The 17027-nt window shown below is 62.9% G+C and carries 17 protein-coding genes; 9 read left to right on the top strand and 8 right to left on the bottom strand.

Annotated elements, in window-relative coordinates; genetic code table 11:
• The first annotated feature begins 34 nt into the window (after positions 1-34).
• Positions 35-922, top strand: a complete 888-nt coding sequence (gene argB, locus I8N66_RS00830; protein WP_043616836.1) for an acetylglutamate kinase — start codon at positions 35-37, stop codon at positions 920-922.
• 105 nt (positions 923-1027) lie between these two features.
• Here argB and bchE read toward each other — a convergent pair whose 3' ends face one another.
• From bchE to I8N66_RS00805, 5 genes are all read right to left on the bottom strand, one after another.
• Complete coding sequence (bchE, locus tag I8N66_RS00825) at positions 1028-2557, bottom strand: magnesium-protoporphyrin IX monomethyl ester anaerobic oxidative cyclase (RefSeq protein WP_291148528.1); 1530 nt, start codon at positions 2555-2557, stop codon at positions 1028-1030.
• Positions 2558-2705: 148 nt separating this feature from the next.
• Positions 2706-3476, bottom strand: coding sequence for an isocitrate lyase/phosphoenolpyruvate mutase family protein (locus tag I8N66_RS00820; RefSeq protein ID WP_291148525.1), 771 nt, complete (start codon positions 3474-3476; stop codon positions 2706-2708).
• On the bottom strand, positions 3473-4552 hold the full coding sequence (locus I8N66_RS00815; RefSeq protein ID WP_113536585.1) for a trifunctional transcriptional activator/DNA repair protein Ada/methylated-DNA--[protein]-cysteine S-methyltransferase: 1080 nt from the start codon (positions 4550-4552) through the stop codon (positions 3473-3475). The genes I8N66_RS00820 and I8N66_RS00815 overlap by 4 nt, the downstream gene beginning before the upstream one ends.
• A gap of 57 nt (positions 4553-4609) precedes the next feature.
• Complete coding sequence (locus I8N66_RS00810) at positions 4610-5524, bottom strand: DMT family transporter (protein WP_113536586.1); 915 nt, start codon at positions 5522-5524, stop codon at positions 4610-4612.
• Between the two features lie 155 nt (positions 5525-5679).
• Entirely contained in the window at positions 5680-6471 is a 792-nt protein-coding gene (locus I8N66_RS00805) for a sterol desaturase family protein (protein WP_113536587.1), read from the bottom strand.
• 152 nt (positions 6472-6623) lie between these two features.
• Here I8N66_RS00805 and I8N66_RS00800 point away from each other — a divergent pair, with 152 nt between their 5' ends.
• Positions 6624-7337, top strand: a complete 714-nt coding sequence (locus tag I8N66_RS00800) for a pyrimidine 5'-nucleotidase (RefSeq protein ID WP_113536588.1) — start codon at positions 6624-6626, stop codon at positions 7335-7337.
• A gap of 225 nt (positions 7338-7562) precedes the next feature.
• Positions 7563-8084, top strand: coding sequence for an EF-hand domain-containing protein (locus I8N66_RS00795; RefSeq protein WP_291148516.1), 522 nt, complete (start codon positions 7563-7565; stop codon positions 8082-8084).
• Between the two features lie 198 nt (positions 8085-8282).
• Here the strand turns inward: I8N66_RS00795 and I8N66_RS00790 are convergent, their stop codons facing one another.
• Positions 8283-9182: an LOG family protein gene (locus I8N66_RS00790; protein WP_113536590.1), complete on the bottom strand. Its 900-nt coding sequence runs from the start codon at positions 9180-9182 to the stop codon at positions 8283-8285.
• A gap of 367 nt (positions 9183-9549) precedes the next feature.
• Between I8N66_RS00790 and dapD the strand changes: the two genes are divergently transcribed.
• The 3 genes from dapD (at position 9550) to I8N66_RS00775 (ending at position 12902) form a co-directional block, all read left to right on the top strand.
• Positions 9550-10407, top strand: coding sequence for a 2,3,4,5-tetrahydropyridine-2,6-dicarboxylate N-succinyltransferase (gene dapD, locus I8N66_RS00785; RefSeq protein ID WP_113536591.1), 858 nt, complete (start codon positions 9550-9552; stop codon positions 10405-10407).
• A gap of 4 nt (positions 10408-10411) precedes the next feature.
• Positions 10412-10795: a DUF805 domain-containing protein gene (locus I8N66_RS00780; protein WP_291148511.1), complete on the top strand. Its 384-nt coding sequence runs from the start codon at positions 10412-10414 to the stop codon at positions 10793-10795.
• A 139-nt stretch (positions 10796-10934) separates the two neighbouring features.
• A complete protein-coding gene (locus I8N66_RS00775; protein ID WP_291148508.1) occupies positions 10935-12902 on the top strand; it encodes a DEAD/DEAH box helicase in 1968 nt (655 codons plus the stop codon).
• Between the two features lie 85 nt (positions 12903-12987).
• On the opposite strand, the gene I8N66_RS00770 is transcribed toward I8N66_RS00775, so the two are convergent.
• On the bottom strand, positions 12988-13305 hold the full coding sequence (locus I8N66_RS00770) for a multidrug efflux SMR transporter (protein ID WP_113536594.1): 318 nt from the start codon (positions 13303-13305) through the stop codon (positions 12988-12990).
• Between the two features lie 83 nt (positions 13306-13388).
• Here I8N66_RS00770 and I8N66_RS00765 point away from each other — a divergent pair, with 83 nt between their 5' ends.
• A complete protein-coding gene (locus I8N66_RS00765) occupies positions 13389-13784 on the top strand; it encodes a helix-turn-helix domain-containing protein (RefSeq protein ID WP_113536595.1) in 396 nt (131 codons plus the stop codon).
• A gap of 3 nt (positions 13785-13787) precedes the next feature.
• Here the strand turns inward: I8N66_RS00765 and I8N66_RS00760 are convergent, their stop codons facing one another.
• Complete coding sequence (locus I8N66_RS00760) at positions 13788-14699, bottom strand: LysR family transcriptional regulator (protein WP_113536596.1); 912 nt, start codon at positions 14697-14699, stop codon at positions 13788-13790.
• A 140-nt stretch (positions 14700-14839) separates the two neighbouring features.
• Between I8N66_RS00760 and I8N66_RS00755 the strand changes: the two genes are divergently transcribed.
• The gene (locus I8N66_RS00755) at positions 14840-15664 is read left to right on the top strand and encodes an alpha/beta hydrolase fold domain-containing protein (protein ID WP_113536597.1); all 825 of its coding nucleotides are present in this window, start codon (positions 14840-14842) and stop codon (positions 15662-15664) included.
• Between the two features lie 84 nt (positions 15665-15748).
• Positions 15749-16951: an efflux RND transporter periplasmic adaptor subunit gene (locus tag I8N66_RS00750; RefSeq protein ID WP_113536598.1), complete on the top strand. Its 1203-nt coding sequence runs from the start codon at positions 15749-15751 to the stop codon at positions 16949-16951.
• Positions 16952-17027 lie beyond the last annotated feature (76 nt).

Here is a 17027-nt window from a genome sequence, read left to right as displayed (position 1 = left end):
CTAAACAGCAGCCGGTATTTTTCGAGGGTCCGCCATGTCCGCCAATGAAAGTGAAATCCAGGCACGCCTGCTCACCCAGGCCCTGCCTTACATGCAGCGCTACGAGAACAAGACGATCGTCGTCAAATATGGCGGCCACGCCATGGGCAACAGCGAGCTTGGGCGCGCCTTTGCCAGCGACATCGCGCTTCTGAAACAGTCCGGCGTCAACCCGATCGTCGTGCACGGCGGCGGCCCGCAGATCGGCGCGATGCTGACGAAGATGGGTATCGAATCGAAGTTCGAAGGCGGCCTGCGCGTCACCGACGAAAAGACGGTCGAGATCGTCGAGATGGTTCTCGCGGGCTCGATCAACAAGGAGATCGTGGCGCTCATCAACCAGACGGGCGAATGGGCGATCGGCCTTTGCGGCAAGGACGGCAACATGGTCTTCGCCGAAAAGGCGCGCAAGACCATCAAGGATCCGGATAGCAACATCGAGCGCGTGCTCGATCTCGGCTTCGTCGGCGAAGTGGTCGAAGTCGACCGCACGCTGATCGACCTGCTCGCCCGCTCGGAGATGATCCCGGTCATCGCGCCGGTGGCGCCCGGTCGTGACGGCCACACCTACAACATCAACGCCGACACCTTCGCCGGTGCCATCGCCGGTGCGCTCAACGCCACGCGCCTCCTGTTCCTGACCGACGTTCCGGGCGTTCTCGACAAGCAGGGCAACCTGATCAAGGAACTTTCGGTTTCCCAGGCCCACGCGCTGATCGCCGACGGCACCATTTCCGGCGGCATGATCCCGAAGGTCGAGACCTGCATCGACGCGATCAAGGCCGGCGTGCAGGGCGTCGTCATCCTCAACGGCAAGACGGCGCACTCGGTGCTGCTCGAAATCTTCACCGAACGCGGCGCCGGCACGCTGATCGTGCCCTGATGACGCGATCACTCCATCGCTTCAGCGAGCGATGGAGTGATCCAGCACCATGCAGTTCATGCCTAGCAATTCCGGGGCGCGGAAGCTTCCGTTCCCGGAACTCCTCTAGGCGGTGGCCATTTTCTTCGGGCGCGGTCTGTGCGGCGGCAGCATGCTTTCTTCTTCCGCCTCCTGTGGCGCTCCCCAGAATGCCTGAAGTGAAGGCCCGGCATAGAGATGGCGGCGTCGGAACATGAACTCGTAGAGTTCATGGAGCCAGACCCTCCGCCCCATGCGGGTATACCAGCGCATGGAGTGGCGCTGCTGACGGTCACGATGAAGGAAGATACGCGCCAACACTTTCGGCCGCGCCTGGATCGCAACCTCGATCAGCTTGACGCAGCAGAATAGCACCGCCGGATGCAGGTGCTTCATTTTCAGCACCTGATGCTTGTAATCCCACTTCCGAATGTCGGGTTCAATAACCGTCCGGTCCTTCGCCAGGCCGAAAAACGGCGTCCACCGGTGCGGCGTCACATACAGGGCCTGGATCTGGTCCGGATCATAGGAAAGCAGCTGTCGGAGGCCTCGCCACAGATCCCTCAGGCGCTCCTCCTCGAGGCCGACGACCCATGTCGCCATCGACAGGATATCGTGCTTGCGCAGAAGGGCGATCGCCTGCCGATCGCTGGTGACGGTTCCGCCTTTCTTGATCAGCTTCAGGGTCGCGCCATCGGTGTTCTCGATTCCGAGTAACCAACTGACGACTCCGGCTTTGCGGTAGAGATGCAAGATATCGGCGTCGCGCACGATATCGTCGGCGCGTGTCGAGCCCACGATTTGCACCGGTACGTTTTCGGCGATCATCGCGTTCAGAAATGCAAGCCAAGCCTTGGGTGACGAGGTCGGGTTTTCGTCGGCAAGATTGATCAGTTCAACGCCCTGTTCGCGATGAAGGCGCGCGATTTCCTTCGCGAAGGCAACCGGGTCGCGGTGACGCCAGCGTGTCCAGAAGCCACGCTGGCCACAGTAATTGCAAAGATGGGGGCACCCGCGCGAGAACTGCAAGACAACGGCTCGCTTTCCGCCCCAATAGCTGTAGTCCTGGTGATCGATCAATTCCCAACCGATGCGGTAAGCGTCGAGGTCCGCGATCGCCTCTGCAGGCCGGTTGGCAACAGGCATGCCATCGTCTTCACGATAGGCAATGCCGGGAACCTCGCTGAACGATCCTGAGGAGGACAAGGCACGAACGAGCCGCCGTACGGTCTCTTCGCCCTCGCCCCGCACGACGTAATCGAAGACATCCGCTTCACTCAGAACGTCACGCCAATGGTACGTCGGGAAGACCCCGCCATAAACAATCCGAACCGACGGCATGGCTGCCTTGATCTCTCTGGCGATGCGGCTGGCAGTCGGATGCGCGGATGTCGAGCCGGAATGACCGATCAGAACGAGTTCCGGCCGATCTGCGAGCACCCGTTCGAGAATTTGGGCAAAGCTCAACGGCCCGAATTCGCAATCGATCAGCCGCACCTCGTGGCCATCGTCGATCAGCGGCCCACCAACCGCGAGGAGGCCAAGCGGTGGAAGATGGTCGTCGGGAATGCGACTCCCGATCGCCGTATGCGGTGGATTGAGAAGGACAATCTTCATAGGGTGTCTCTATGTCCGGAGGGCCCCAACCAGAGACACGATAAAACTGAAGATTGCGGAAATTTCGCTTCCAGGCTGTGGCCGAAACCGTACGATTTCGCGGTAAGATGGCGCGCCATGCTCCGCACGGCACGCCCAGCCCTGGGCTCTAGCGAGGCGAATAGATCTCCGTCGCCGCGGCTTTCAGCTTTTCCATCATCGCCCGGTAGGGGCCAGGACCATAACTGATGCGCGCGACGCCGGCGCGGGCGAGTGACTTCAGGTCGGGTGCGGCCGGGCGCATCATGATGTTGACCGGCAGGTTCGAGGCGGCGCAGACCTTGGCGATCAGACCCTCATCAACCAGCCACGGCACGAAGAAACCGTTGGCACCGGCTTCGGCAAAGGCCCTGCCGCGTCCGATCGCCTCGTCGACAAGGCCAGCGTGCCGCGTCTCATCACCTTCCTGTAGGAACAGGTCGGTACGGGCGTTGATGAACAGCGGGATGCCGCGACGGTCGGCCATTTCGCGTATCGCACGGATGCGCGCCGCCTGTTTTTCGACGGCATGCACCCCGCCCTTGCCGACCACCTGGTCCTCGAAGTTGATGCCGATGGCGCCGACGTCGAGGATGCGGGAGACGTTGGCAGCGCCCGTTGCCGGGTCTTCGGAGTAGGCGCCTTCGAAATCGACGGAAACGGGCAGCTCCGTCGAGGCAACGATCAGCCGCGAGACATAGGCGAGCCAAGCCATTGGTACCTTCTCGCCATCGCCGAACCCATGGGCAGCGGCAACCGACCAGCTTCCGGTGGCAAGCGCCTTGGCACCGGCTTCAGCCACCGCCTTGGCGCTGCCGGCGTCCCAGATGTTGTAGAGCACCACCGGATCGCCCTTCCGATGCAGAGCAGCAAAGGCGAGCGCCTTTTCCTTCTGGTTCATTGCATTTCCTCCACGAACAGGCTGACAGGTTTCGCTTTCGCCTCGTGCCGGAGTAGCCACTGTTTCCGCCAGAGCCCACCACCGTAACCCGTCAGGGAACCGTCCGAGCCCAGGCAACGGTGGCAGGGAATGACAATGGCAATCCGGTTGGAGCCGTTGGCCTTGGCCACGGCACGTGCGGACTGGATCGTAGCGACCTCGCGGGCAATGTCACCATAGGAACGTGTTCCGCCGACGGGAATTTTCACAAGCTTCGCCCAGACGTTGCGCTCAAAAGGCGTGCCGCCGGGCGCGAGCGGCGTCTGGAACCCGCCCGTCCCGCCTGCGAAATAGGCCGTTAGCTCGCTTTCGATCTGGTCGATCGGCGCCGTCCTGCCGGGGATGATGGCCGAGCGCGTCGCGCGCTTCAGCGCCTCCAGTTCCGCCGGCAGCGCCTTGCGTTCATGGAACTCCAGCAAATAGAGATGTGTCGCGTCGGCAACCGCGACCATCGGCCCGAGCGGCGTTTCGATCCAATCGGAGAAAAGCAGGGCCCTTCCCTGAGCCGCCGCCGGCGCGTCACCGAGCAGGCGCTGGAAGGCGGCCCGAAAGCCGCTCGGCGATTGGTATCCCGCTTCGAGCTGGGCATCGATCACCCGGCCGCCATCGGCAAGTTGGCGGGCAGCGAGCCCCAGGCGACGATGGCGCGCAAGGTCGAGGAAGGTGATGCCCAGGCTGCGCTTGAAAGCGCGCCGGACCGTCGAAGGATCAAGCCCGCGGCGCACGAGATCGCCTTCGCTCCAGCGGCGTTCCGGTGCTGCCTCCAGCGCCCGCAGGAGATCCTCGACGAGCGGGTCCTTGGTGCGGATGGAAGCCAACGGCCGGCAGCGCTGGCACGGGCGGAATCCCGTCTCCAGGCAGGTGCCGATCGAGCCGACGAAGATCGTGTTCTCCCGCTTCGGCTTACGGGCTGGGCAGGACAGGCGGCAGAAGACGCCTGTCGTCTTGACGCAGACGAAGGCGGCGCCCTCGTACTCTGTGCTTCGCGCAATCAAGGCGTCGTAGAGCGTTTCGTCGGAAGGAAGATCGAACAACATGCTGGCGGTTCTACCATGCCCGCATTCGCAAGGGCGCCGGTTTTCGGGCGTCTATTTTCAGATCAGGACGAGCATCACCACGCCAAGAACGATCAACAGGCAGCCGAAGAGCTCCAACCGGTTGATCCATTCGCGGAAGATGAAGAAGGACGAGGCGAAGGTGAAGAGCATTTCCACCTGGGCCACGACCTTGACCACGGCCGCCTGCTGCAGCGTCATCGCCATGAACCAGCCGAAGGAAGCAGAGGCCCCGACGAAGCCGACGATGAAGGCCGGTTTCCAGGCAGCCGCGATACGCGGCAGCTCGTCACGCTCGCGAAGCACGATCCAGATAAGCATAACGATAGTCTGCAGAAGGATGACGAAACCGAGCGTATAGCTCGCCTGCATCACGTAGTCCGGCGCCGGTAGGCTCGGCGCCAGCGCCAGCGAGGCCGAACGGTAGGAGACGGCCGAAAGACCGAAGAAGGTGCCGGATAACAGACCGATACCAGCCGTGCGCGAGAATACGGAGGTCACCAGCGTGCGCGGGCTCAGGGTGGTGCGCGCCACCGAGATCAGCATGACGCCGACGACCGAGATGGCGATTGCCACCAACGTGCCCTCGCTTGCCTTCTCCCCGAGGAAGATCAGCCCGAAAAGGGCCGCCTGAGCCGGCTCGGTACGCGAATACGCCGTGCCCACGGCGAAGTTGCGGAAGGAGAAGAGATGGACGAGCAGGAAGGTCGCGGCGATCTGCGCCAGCCCGCCGATGACGGCCCAGAGGAAGAAGGTGCCGTTTGGCACCGGTAGCGGACGGCCCGCCACCTGCCAGAGCAGGAACAGATAAAGGAAGGCGAAAGGCAGGCCGAAGCCGAAGCGCACGAAGGTCGCGCCCGTCGTGCCCATGACGCCTTTCAGGTGTTTCTGCATGGCGGAGCGGACATTCTGAAGGAATGCCGCGGCGACGGTGATGAGGACCCAGGTTTCCATGGCTGCGAGCGAGAGCAATTCAGGAAGAGTGTGAAACGGTCAGTCACCTGAAATTACATAATTTCAGGGAGTTGGATCGCTTCACTGTTTCAAGGAAGATCAAGCCATCTAGCACACAGGTCCGGCTATTGCCAAGAACTCCGGATCTTGGCGTTTCAGTCCGCCTTCTCTGCAGCCTCCACCGGAGTATTGACCGGCTTGAGAGTGAGCGACGGCCCTTCTTCTTCGAAGGTCTTCACCCGCTGATCATAGTGCGGTGAGATCGTGCCGAGCACGCGGTCCCAGAAGGAGAAATAGTTGCCGTAGTTGTAACGGAACGCGGAATGATGCTGGTCGTGGAAAGTCGTGCACAGCAGGGGCGACGGATAACGCGCCGTCGACGCGGCGAAATACTCGAAGCCGCAATGCCCGAACATGCCGTTGAAATGCTCGAACAGCCGGTGCCCGATGAGGATCGCGGGCGGGAACGGAACAAGGAAGACGATGACCGCCGAATAGCTCTGCAGCAGGAAGTTGTCGAAGACATCCTCCGAATAGGTGCTCCAGATCGTCGGCGCGACGCTTTTGTGGTGCAGGGCGTGCAACGGATAGAGCCACCTGGTGTGCAGCAACCGGTGCATGAAATAGAACCAGGTGTCGTAGAGGAACATGCAGAGCACGAAGAGCGGCACCGCGGCCCACCAGCTGAGGGCCCAGGGGGCCGGTGCCCAGGCCTTGTGCTGGGCGTAGAGGCCTATCGTCAGCGGCAGGCAGGCGCTGAACATCGATGCGAGGCTCTGGCGGATTTCAGCGTTGCGGCGCTTGTCGGAACTGCGCCCCTTCTGGATCTTTCGCTCTGGATTGCGTTGGTTGAACCAGGTCAGGCCGTAGCCGAGGGCAAAGTAGGTGACGACGGTGAACGCATAGAATCCAAACAGGAACAGCAGATAGAAACGTTCGTCCGACATTGGCGCCTGCATCCTTGATGCCAAAACCGCGGGCCGAAGATGCCACGCCGGTTTAGCAATTCAAAGTGGAATTCTTTGCACCAGCATTGCGGCTCGAGCAGCGATTTGCATTTTCTCGTTTGCCGCCACCGTTCCCCATGTCATAAGGCGGCATGAAAAAGCTCGACCGCCTGCCGACCCATTCCGACTTCGCCCACGTCACCGACTGGGTGTTCGACCTCGACAACACGCTCTATCCGCATCACGTCAACCTGTTTGCGCAGATCGACCGCAACATGACGGCCTATGTGGCGAAACTGCTGTCGCTGGACCCGGCGGACGCAAAGAAGCTGCAGAAGGACTACTACCGCGACCACGGAACGACGCTGAAGGGACTGATGGTCCACCATGGCATCGATCCGAATGAATTCCTCGAGCAGGCGCATGCGATCGACTACAGCATCGTGCCGCCGGATCCGGCGCTCGGCGAAGCCATCAAGTCGCTGCCCGGCCGCAAGTTCATCTTCACCAATGGCAGCGTCGCCCATGCGGAGATGACTGCGCGGGCGCTCGGCATCCTCGACCACTTCAACGACATCTTCGACATCGTCGCTGCCGATTTCGTACCGAAGCCGGCCGGCGAAACCTATGACAAGTTCATGAGCCTGCACCGGGTCGACACCCGCAACGCCGTGATGTTCGAGGACCTGCCCCGCAATCTCCTGGTGCCGAAGGCGCTGGGCATGAAGACAGTGCTGCTCGTGCCGCGCAATCTCGAATACACCTTTGCCGAATCCTGGGAGAAGTCGAACGACACCGACGAGCAGATCGACTACGTGACGGAAGATCTCACCAGCTTCCTGCGCCGTCTGGTCACCGGCCTCTAGGTCACGATCATTTGGGTCGGATCGACCCAAAATCGCTTCTCACAAGTTCGAGCGGGATACCGGCGGGCGGACGACCGCAAGCACATTTCCGACCCGCCCCGACACAATTTGGCCGCTGAAAAACCCCTTTTCGGCCAATGACTTAAATTACAAAAGTTTAACTGGTGCGGCGCGCGGCTCCGTCTATCCTTTCGATCAGGGACAACCCGATCGAAAGGAAGCATGATGCCGAAAAAGACCCTGATCCTCGGTGTGACCGCACTGGCCGTAGCCGTCACCGGAATGGCCGCCCCGTCCTTTGCAGCGCGCGAGAAGCTGACGCCCGAGCAGCGCGGCGAACGCATGATCCAGCGGCTCGACACCAACAAGGACCAGAAGGTCAGCCTGGACGAGTTCCAGGCGCGTGTCGCCGCCAATTTCAAGACCTTCGACACCAATGGTGACGGCCAGATCAGCGCCGACGAGATGAAGGCGAAACGCGAAGCCTTCCGCGAGGCGCGCAAAGCCTGGCGCGAAGCCAAGGACAAGAGCGGCACCGACCGCGAGGCAGCACTTGCCAAGCTGAAGGAAGTTCACCCCGGCATGCTGCCGGGTCTCCGGCCGAAAGCCTTCAAGCGTGTCGACACCGACGGTAACGGGTCCTTGAGCGCGAACGAAGTTTCGAGCGCCGCGGAGACGATGTTCAAGCGGCGTGACAAGAACGGCGACGGCGTCATCGATGCCGCCGATTTCACCAAGAAGATCTAAACCCGGATGACGACGCGCTCTCCCGCCCGGTGGAGCGTGTCGTCTGCGTGGCGCCTCCCCCTCGCATCGGACGCGATCGCCAGGGGGAGGCGTGAATTCCCAGAAACCAATCCTCCCAAAAAGACAATGCCGCGCGCCAGCTAGGCGCGCGGCATTGTCTTTTCATCTGACGAAGAGGGCCTGATCGGGCCGCGAACGCTAACGTCGTCCGTTCGCCATCGGCACCGACTTTGGGTCGACAGTTTCGTAGAAGCGGGAAATGATCTCCCAGGCCTCATCCGCCGTATCGACGAACTGTACCAGGTCAACGTCGTTGGGCGCGATCGTGCCGAACTCGGCAAGTGCGTCGAAGTTGACGATCGAGCGCCAGAATTTCTCGCCGAACAGAATGAGCGGTACCAGCGCCAGGCGGCCGGTCTGCATCAGCGTCATCGTTTCGAAGAGTTCATCAAGCGTACCGAAGCCACCGGGGAAAACGGTGACGGCCTTGGCGCGCAAGAGGAAGTGCATCTTGCGGATGGCGAAGTAGTGGAAGTTGAACGACAGTTCCGGCGTCACGAAACGGTTCGGCGCCTGCTCATGCGGCAGCACGATATTGAGACCGATCGACGGGGCGCCGACGTCGTCGGCACCGCGGTTGCCCGCCTCCATCACACCCGGTCCACCGCCGGTGACGACGACATATTCCTTGTGACCCAGCTTGGCCGAGTGTTCCGAGCAGATTCGTGCGAACTTGCGCGCTTCCTCGTAATAGACCGAGGCCGCCTCCAGGTTCTTGCGCTGCGTCTCATTCTTTGCCGCCCAGGCATCGCCGCCGGGCTCCGGAATGCGGGCGCCGCCGAACATGACCACGGTCGAGTTGATGCCGCGTTCTTCGAGCATCATTTCGGTCTTCAGCAGCTCAAGCTGCAGGCGGATCGGGCGCAGCTCCTCGCGGCACAGGAAATCGTCGTCGATATAGGCGAGGCGATAGGAGGGCGAGGCCGATTGCGGCGTAACCGGAACCGTCTGCGCGCGCTGGCGGCTCTGCGTGCTGTCGGCCAGCGGATCCCAGACCCCATCCTTGCGGCGCAGCGCGCGTTTCTTCATACGTGCCATAGTGTCGTCTTTCCCGTCGCGTTCCGGACAATCTGCATCTCGTCCGGACGCGTCCTATCCTGTTTCCTCGGTCATGAAGGTCGCAAACGCATCAACGCGTCGCAGCGGCCCTTGCGCATCCTGCACCGGTGCGCGGCGCTGTAGTGCCGGACTCGCCGAGACTTGCCAAGCCCCGGCGGGGCGCATGAACCCGAAAAGCCCTTCAACTTTTCAGGATCACGCTCTACAGCGCCGCGTTCCCTTCAAGGCCGCGAGGTCGCTGTAGCACTCTGAACTGCTGCATGTTTTTGTCCTTAAATCGATTCCGATTTAAGGAATTATGCAGTAGAGCTTTCGCAGGATAACCGCCGAACTTTAAGGAATTCCGATGAACAACCACGACCTCGCCTCCCTGTCGCAGACGATCGAGACCGCCTTTGAAGACCGCGATTCCATCAACACCGGAACGCGTGGCGCGGTGCGCGACGCCGTGGAAACATCTCTGAACCTGCTCGATAGCGGCAAGGTCCGCGTCGCCGAACGCGGCGCGGATGGTGTGTGGACGGTCAATCAGTGGCTGAAGAAGGCGGTACTCCTGTCCTTCCGGCTCAACCCGATGGAAATCGTCAAGGGGGGCCCCGGCCAGTCCGTCTGGTGGGACAAGGTGCCGTCGAAGTTCGATGGCTGGAGCGTCAACGAATTCGAAAAAGCCGGCTTCCGCGCCGTTCCGAACTGCGTCGTGCGCCGTTCGGCCTATATCGCCCCCAACGCGATCCTGATGCCCTCCTTCGTCAACCTCGGCGCCTATGTCGGTGAAGGCACGATGGTCGACACCTGGGCAACCGTCGGCTCCTGCGCCCAGATCGGCAAGAACGTGCATCTCTCGGGCGGCGTCGGCATCGGCGGCGTTCTGGAGCCGATGCAGGCCGGCCCGACGATCATCGAGGACAATTGCTTCATCGGCGCCCGCTCGGAAGTTGTCGAAGGCTGCATCGTGCGTGAGGGCTCGGTCCTCGGCATGGGCGTGTTCATCGGCAAGTCAACCAAGATCGTCGACCGCGCCACCGGCGAAGTGACCTATGGCGAAGTTCCGCCCTATTCCGTCGTCGTCGCAGGCTCGATGCCTTCGGGCTCGACCATGGGCAACGGCCAGCCCGCACCGAACCTCTACTGCGCCGTCATCGTCAAGCGCGTCGACGAAAAGACCCGCTCGAAGACCGGTATCAACGAACTGCTCCGAGACTGATGCGATGACACCGGAGGGGCCGCAGCCGAGTATGACCTGGCTGTTCTTCAGCCCCTCCGGCCGCATCGGCCGTCTGCCCTTCTTTCTCTCCTGGCTGTTCTGGTTTCTGATCGGCGGTTTCATCGTCGCCAGGATGGTTGCCAACGAGGAATACGAGACGGCGCTCGCCCTCTGGACACTGGCGTTCGCCATCTCGGCGATCGTCTCCCTGCCCTCGATCGCCATGCTGGCAATCAAGCGCCTGCACGACATCGGCTATCCCGGCCCGCTCTCGCTCTGTCTGTTCATCCCCGTTCTCAGCCCGGTCGTCTTCCTCGCCCTTTGCCTTTGGCCGGGGGAGCCGGGACCCAACGAATTCGGCGCGCGCAGCGACGAGCCCGGCCCCTGACCCTTCGCCCCTGTACAAGAACCGTGCGAGCGCGTATGTAGCGCGCCATGACAGGCCCGCGACGTGTTGGCCACGGCAATTCGCGCCGATGACGATCCGATCGTCCTGGGCATGACGACCGAAATCCGAAAGACAAGATATGACTGAATTCGAAGGGATCGCGCCTGCGATCGCCGAGGCGTTGGCAAAACGCGGTTACAACGAATTGACGCCGGTTCAACAGGCGATGCGCGACCCGGAACTCGCCGAGCGCGACGCGCTGGTTTCCGCACAGACCGGCTCCGGCAAGACGGTGGCCTTCGGCCTGGCGCTGGCACCGACGCTGCTTGGCGGCGAGCGCCGCTTCGGACCGGCCGGCGCACCGCTGGCGCTCGCCATCGCGCCGACGCGTGAACTGGCGCTGCAGGTCAAGCGCGAACTCGAATGGCTCTACGGCGAGACCGGCGCGACCATCGCTTCGTGTGTCGGCGGCATGGACATGCGCACCGAGAAGCGCACGCTGGAGCGCGGCGCCCACATCGTCGTCGGCACGCCCGGCCGTCTCTGCGACCACATCCGCCGCAACTCGCTCGACATTTCGTCGCTGCGGGCCATCGTGCTTGACGAGGCCGACGAGATGCTCGACCTCGGCTTCCGCGAGGATCTCGAGTTCATTCTGGAAGAATCCCCGGAAGACCGCCGTACCCTGATGTTCTCGGCCACCGTGCCGAAGTCGATCGCGACGCTTGCGAAAAACTACCAGCGCGATGCCGTGCGCATCAGCACCGCTTCCGAACAGAAGCAGCATGTCGACATCGAGTATCGCGCGCTGACCGTTGCGCCGAACGATCGCGAGAACGCGATCATCAACGTGCTTCGCTACTACGAAGCGAAGAACGCCATCGTCTTCTGTTCGACGCGTGCCGCCGTCAACCATCTGACCGCCCGCTTCAACAATCGCGGCTTCTCGGTGGTGGCGCTTTCGGGCGAGCTCAGCCAGAACGAGCGCACCCATGCGCTGCAGGCCATGCGCGACGGCCGCGCCCGCGTCTGCATAGCCACCGACGTCGCTGCCCGCGGCATCGACCTGCCGGGCCTGGAACTGGTCATTCACGCGGATCTGCCGACCAATTCCGAGACGCTGCTTCACCGCAGCGGCCGCACAGGACGGGCCGGCCAGAAGGGCGTCAGCGCACTGATCGTTCCGGTCAACCAGCGCCGCAAGGCCGAGCGCCTGCTCGACGGCGGCCGGATCACCGCGACCTGGGCACGCCCGCCGTCGGCTGACGAAGTCAGCCAGCGTGACGACGAGCGTCTGCTTGCCGATACGAGCTTTGCCGAGCCGATCCGCGAGGACGAGCAGGCGATCGTGGCAGCGCTTCTCGAGCGCCACGGCGCCGAACAGATGGCCGCCGCCTTCGTGCGCCAGTTCCGTTCGGGACGGTCCGCTCCGGAAGACCTGATCGAAGTCGCTGTCGGCGCCAAGCCGCGCCGAGACGAACGCGCACCGCGCGATGATCGTGCACCGCGCGAGGACTTCGGCGCCGACCGGGCCGATTTCAGCGACGGCAGCTGGTTCTCGCTCTCGGTCGGCCGCAAGCAGAGCGCCGAACCGCGCTGGCTGATCCCGATGCTCTGCCGCCACGGCAAGCTGACCAAGCGCGACATCGGTGCGATCCGCATGCAGCAGGAAGAGACCTTCGTCGAGATGACGGCCGAAGGCGCCGAACGCTTCCTGTCGGCGATCGGCAAGGACAAGATGCTGGAAAAGGGCATCCGCGTGAAGCCGCTCGCCGGTGCGCCTGACCTTTCGCAGCAGCGCCAGGAAAAGCCTGCCTATTCCAAGGACAAGCCGAGCTTCTCCAAGGATAAGCCGGGCTTTGCCAAGAAGCGCCCCTATTCCGACGACGCTCCTCGTAATGACGACCGCGGCGACTTCAAGCCGAAGCGCAAGTTCGAGAAGAAAGCCGGATACTCCGAAGGACCGGCCTACACCGAGGACCGGCCGCCAGCCAAGGGCGCAGACAAGCCCTGGAGCAAGAAGAAGGACAAGCCGCAAGGCGGCAAGGACGGCGGCTTCAAAGCCAAGACCAAGCCCAAGGGCAACGCCAAGAACCGCCAAAGCTAACGCCGGCGCAGACATGATGGCCAACGAAACAGCGCCGCGATCCGATCGCGGCGCTGTTTCGTTTCGAGGATCGTGACTTGCCGGCTCAGGCTTCCAGGAAGCGAAGGCCGGCGACGGCGACGATGATCATCGCAATGCAGGTGATGCGCATCCATGACACCGGATCGCCGAAGAGCACGATGCCGAGCACGGTGATGCCGACCGAGCCGATACCGGTCCAGGCGGCGTAGGCGGTGCCGGCCGGCAGGTCCCGCATCGCGATCGTCAGGAGGTAAACGCTGCCGAGTGCTGCGGCGATGCCGATCACGCTCGGCACCAGTTTCGTCCAGCCCTCCGCATATTTCAGCGCCAGCCCCATGACGATCTCGATGAGGCTCGCCACTATCAGAATGATCCATGCCATGTTTCGTCTCCACTGGAATTCTCACATGGCCCACAAGCTGATAGCATAGGCACCAGAAGACAATTACGCACCTTTTGGTAACTATGGAAAATCCCGACACGTCAGCGCCCGCGACATCCATTCCCGACGTCTTCGATCCGACCTGTTCGTCACGCCACGCGCTGGAACTCGTCGCCGGCAAGTGGCCAATGCTGATCATCTCGGCGCTTGAAAGCGGACCGATGCGCAACGCCGCGCTGATGCGCCGGCTCGGCGACATCTCGCAAAAGATGCTGACGCAGACCTTGAAGGAACTGGAGCGCAATGGCCTCGTGATCCGCGAGGACAAGAAGACCGTGCCGCCGCACGTGGAATACAGCCTGAGCCCGGTCGGCCGTTCTCTCAGCGAAACCCTGCTGGTGCTTGACCGCTGGGCGGAGACGCATTTCGGTGCGCTGGATGCGGCACGCGAACGTTACGACGCCGACCGCGGCAAATGAAGCTCAGGCCGCATCGAGCTGCGACTGGGCGACGACTTTGACCACCCAATCGGCAAAGACGCGCAGGCGGCTACTCAAATGCCGGTTCGGTGGATAGACCAGATAGATCGGCATGGACTCGACCTCCCAGTCCTCCAGAACAGGCCGCATGGCGCCGGACACGAGGTCGTCGCGCACCATGAAGCGCGGCGCCTGAATGACGCCAAGGCCGGCCCTTGCCGCCGCGAGATAGGTGGTCGCTTCGTTGGCCGCCACGGTGTAGCGCCCGTTTACCTCGATTTCTTCGTTGCCGCGCTTGAAATAGAACGGCATCTGCTGGCCGGTCTGTGGCCGGAAATAGCCGACGACATAGCAGTTCTTCGAAAGATCCGACGGGTGCTGCGGCACCGCGTGGCGTTGGAGATAGTCAGGGGCGGCGCAGGCGACGAAGCTCATCTCGGTGATGCGCCGCGCGATTAGCGACTGGTCCGTGAGTGCGCCGATGCGGATGGCGCAATCGACGTTCTCCGCCACATAGTCGACCGTCCTGTCCGAAACACCGAGATCGATCTGGATGTCGGGATAGCGCTTGTGAAATTCCGGCAGCGCGGGGATGACGATCAGGTTGGCAATCGCGCTCGCCATTTCCACCCTGATCCGACCCTTCGGCAGGGTCTGGGCGCTCGAAAGACTGCCGTCGAGTTCGTCGAGATCGGTCAGCAGGCGTGCCGCGCGTTCGTAGTAGAGTGCGCCGTCCGGCGTCACCAGCACCCGGCGGGTGGTGCGGTTGAGGAGCTTCGTGCGCAGATGTGCCTCCAAGCCCTGGATGAGATTGGTAAGCGTTGCCTTGGGCATATTCAGCGAAGCGGAGGCGCGGGTGAAATTTCCGGTCTCGACGACCCGGAGGAACGCGCGCATGGCCGTGAGCTGGTCCATTTTCAAGAGCCGTGATTGTTCGAGAATACGAATAGTGTAGTCAGTTTGAAAAGACTATTCCAGACAGAAGACAATGTTATTCTCCTATCGTGGCTTGTTGTCGCCACATGTGGGTTGAGCTCGGGCCGAAGGCAAGAGAGATGGGCGAACTGTTCAAAGTGGAGACGATGCAGACCGGCCAAGGCTGCTGCACGGCACGCGTCTACCGCGGCGAAGCTTTGCTCAATCCGCCGCCGGTCGTGCTGCACCTGCATGGCGGCTCCTTCGTCGGCGGAACGATCGCCGCCGGTGAGCGTGTCGCCGAGGCACTCGCGGCAGCCGGAGCGGTGGTGATCTCTCCGGAGTATTCCGCGGCCTGCCTCAATCCGTTTCCCGCGGCGCTGGACGTCGCCTATGCCATGTTGTCGTCGATGCGCTCGCGCTGCCCGCAGTTCGCGCACAAGAAATCGTCGCTGTTCGTGGCTGGCGAAGAGGCAGGCGGCAATGTCGCCGCCGGTGCCGCGCTGATGGCGCGTGACCAGTATCTGACCGATCTCAAGGGCCAGATCCTGCTGTCGCCAATGCTCGATCCTTGCCTGGCCACGGAATCGTTCCGGCAATACTGTCCGCAATCCTCGGCGCAATCGATCGCCGATGGGTGGCAGCGTTACCTTGGTCAAAGCGGCGGATTCACCCACCCGTACGCCGCGCCGGCCCACTGCACACGGCTCGCCGGCCTTGTGCCTTCGCTGATCGTGACCAGCGAAGAGTGCCCGATGCGCGACGAGGCCGAAGCCTATGCCGAGCGCCTGCGGCAGGCGGGTGTGACGGTTGAATCCCATGTCCTGCCCGGACGAGCCGGATGGTTGCCGCAAAGTGCGGCTTCCGGCGAAGGCTGGCCGGCACAACGGCAAGAGATTACCGGCATCTTCTCCCGCTTCTTCCAGAAGACGGGGGCGAAGCCGGCGGAAATGACGGTGCGCTAGACGGGGGCGGCGATCACCCAGCCCATTCCCTCGATCTGACATCGAAAGCAAAGCGCCGGCTCCCAACCGGCAAGGAGAGAAAAGATGACATCGACAGTGACCCGTCGGGCCCTCTGGGGCGCCGGCCTGAGTATCCTTTTGTCTGTCGCCGGCGGTGGTGCCGTCATGCTCGGCCTGCCGCAGCATTTCGAAGCCGACGCCGCAACCGAGACCGCCGCGGCGCCGCCTCCGGCCGTGCCGGTCTCGGTGTCGCGGGCGCAGTCCAAGCGCATCACCACCTGGGAGGAATTCTCCGGCCGTCTCGAAGCGATCGAGCGCGTGGAAGTTCGCCCGCGCGTCGGCGGCGCCATCCTCAAGGCGCACTTCCGCGAAGGTGCACTCGTCAAGCAGGGCGACCTCCTGGTGACGATCGATCCCGAGCCCTATGCGGCCGCCGTCGAGCGGGCGAAGGCACAGGTCGAGGCAGCGGAAGCACGCGTCGCACTCGCCAAGATCGAACTCGAGCGTGGCCGCAAGCTTGTGACCACCAGCGCCATTCCGCAGAGCGGCGTCGACCAGCGCGCCAGCGCCTATGACGAAGCCCAGGCAGAGGTGCGCTCGGCCAAGGCAGCCCTGCGCACGGCCGAGCTCGACCTGCAATACACCGAAGTGCGTGCCCCGATCTCCGGCCGCGTCGGCCGGCTCGACATCACCGCCGGCAATCTCGTCGCCGCCGGTTCCGCCTCGCCGGTGCTGACGACGCTCGTCTCGGTCGACCCGATCTATGCAAGCTTCAACGCCAGCGAAGAGGTGGTAACCACCGCGCTTGCGAAGCTCGCGGCCTCTGCCGGCGGCAGCTCGATCGAGCGCCTCCCGGTGCAGGTCGGCACCGCTGCCGACGACGGCACGCCGATCACAGGCCATATCCAGCTCATCAACAACGAGGTGGATGCGGCGACCGGTACGATCCGGGTGCGTGCAGCGCTTGAAAACGCCGAAGGCAAGCTGATCCCCGGACAGTTCGTCCGTATCCGCATCGGCGAGCCGGACCCCGAGGAGAAGCTTGTGGTCAGCGACCGCGCCATCGGTTCCGACCAGGACAAGAAGTTCGTCTTCGTCGTCGGTACCGACAACAAGGTCGAGTATCGCCAGGTCAAGCTCGGACCGAATTCCGACGGTCTGCGCATCGTCGAAAGCGGCCTGAAGTCCGGCGAGAACATCGTCGTCAACGGCCTGCAGCGGGTTCGCCCGGGCGTCGTCGTCGCGCCACAGCAGGTCGAGGAAACGACCGCTTCGATCGCCAAGTAATGGTCCTGGCTGCTCCTCGCTGAGCGCGACGAGCAGCCAGCCAAGGCATCACTCAGCAGACTATGCCGCGCGGCGG

The sequence above is a fragment of the Ensifer sp. SSB1 genome (assembly GCF_016652895.1).
Taxonomy (GTDB): Bacteria; Pseudomonadota; Alphaproteobacteria; order Rhizobiales; family Rhizobiaceae; genus Ensifer.
This window is presented reverse-complemented; position numbering and strand designations above follow the sequence as displayed.

What these genes read in the sequence shown, in the direction of transcription:
- argB (WP_043616836.1), top strand. Translation starts at nt 35, where the DNA reads ATGTCCGCCAATGAAAGTGAAATCCAGGCACGCCTGCTCACCCAGGCC.
- bchE (WP_291148528.1), bottom strand. Translation starts at nt 2,557, where the DNA reads ATGAAGATTGTCCTTCTCAATCCACCGCATACGGCGATCGGGAGTCGC.
- I8N66_RS00820 (WP_291148525.1), bottom strand. Translation starts at nt 3,476, where the DNA reads ATGAACCAGAAGGAAAAGGCGCTCGCCTTTGCTGCTCTGCATCGGAAG.
- I8N66_RS00815 (WP_113536585.1), bottom strand. Translation starts at nt 4,552, where the DNA reads ATGTTGTTCGATCTTCCTTCCGACGAAACGCTCTACGACGCCTTGATT.
- I8N66_RS00810 (WP_113536586.1), bottom strand. Translation starts at nt 5,524, where the DNA reads ATGGAAACCTGGGTCCTCATCACCGTCGCCGCGGCATTCCTTCAGAAT.
- I8N66_RS00805 (WP_113536587.1), bottom strand. Translation starts at nt 6,471, where the DNA reads ATGTCGGACGAACGTTTCTATCTGCTGTTCCTGTTTGGATTCTATGCG.
- I8N66_RS00800 (WP_113536588.1), top strand. Translation starts at nt 6,624, where the DNA reads ATGAAAAAGCTCGACCGCCTGCCGACCCATTCCGACTTCGCCCACGTC.
- I8N66_RS00795 (WP_291148516.1), top strand. Translation starts at nt 7,563, where the DNA reads ATGCCGAAAAAGACCCTGATCCTCGGTGTGACCGCACTGGCCGTAGCC.
- I8N66_RS00790 (WP_113536590.1), bottom strand. Translation starts at nt 9,182, where the DNA reads ATGGCACGTATGAAGAAACGCGCGCTGCGCCGCAAGGATGGGGTCTGG.
- dapD (WP_113536591.1), top strand. Translation starts at nt 9,550, where the DNA reads ATGAACAACCACGACCTCGCCTCCCTGTCGCAGACGATCGAGACCGCC.
- I8N66_RS00780 (WP_291148511.1), top strand. Translation starts at nt 10,412, where the DNA reads ATGACACCGGAGGGGCCGCAGCCGAGTATGACCTGGCTGTTCTTCAGC.
- I8N66_RS00775 (WP_291148508.1), top strand. Translation starts at nt 10,935, where the DNA reads ATGACTGAATTCGAAGGGATCGCGCCTGCGATCGCCGAGGCGTTGGCA.
- I8N66_RS00770 (WP_113536594.1), bottom strand. Translation starts at nt 13,305, where the DNA reads ATGGCATGGATCATTCTGATAGTGGCGAGCCTCATCGAGATCGTCATG.
- I8N66_RS00765 (WP_113536595.1), top strand. Translation starts at nt 13,389, where the DNA reads ATGGAAAATCCCGACACGTCAGCGCCCGCGACATCCATTCCCGACGTC.
- I8N66_RS00760 (WP_113536596.1), bottom strand. Translation starts at nt 14,699, where the DNA reads ATGGACCAGCTCACGGCCATGCGCGCGTTCCTCCGGGTCGTCGAGACC.
- I8N66_RS00755 (WP_113536597.1), top strand. Translation starts at nt 14,840, where the DNA reads ATGGGCGAACTGTTCAAAGTGGAGACGATGCAGACCGGCCAAGGCTGC.
- I8N66_RS00750 (WP_113536598.1), top strand. Translation starts at nt 15,749, where the DNA reads ATGACATCGACAGTGACCCGTCGGGCCCTCTGGGGCGCCGGCCTGAGT.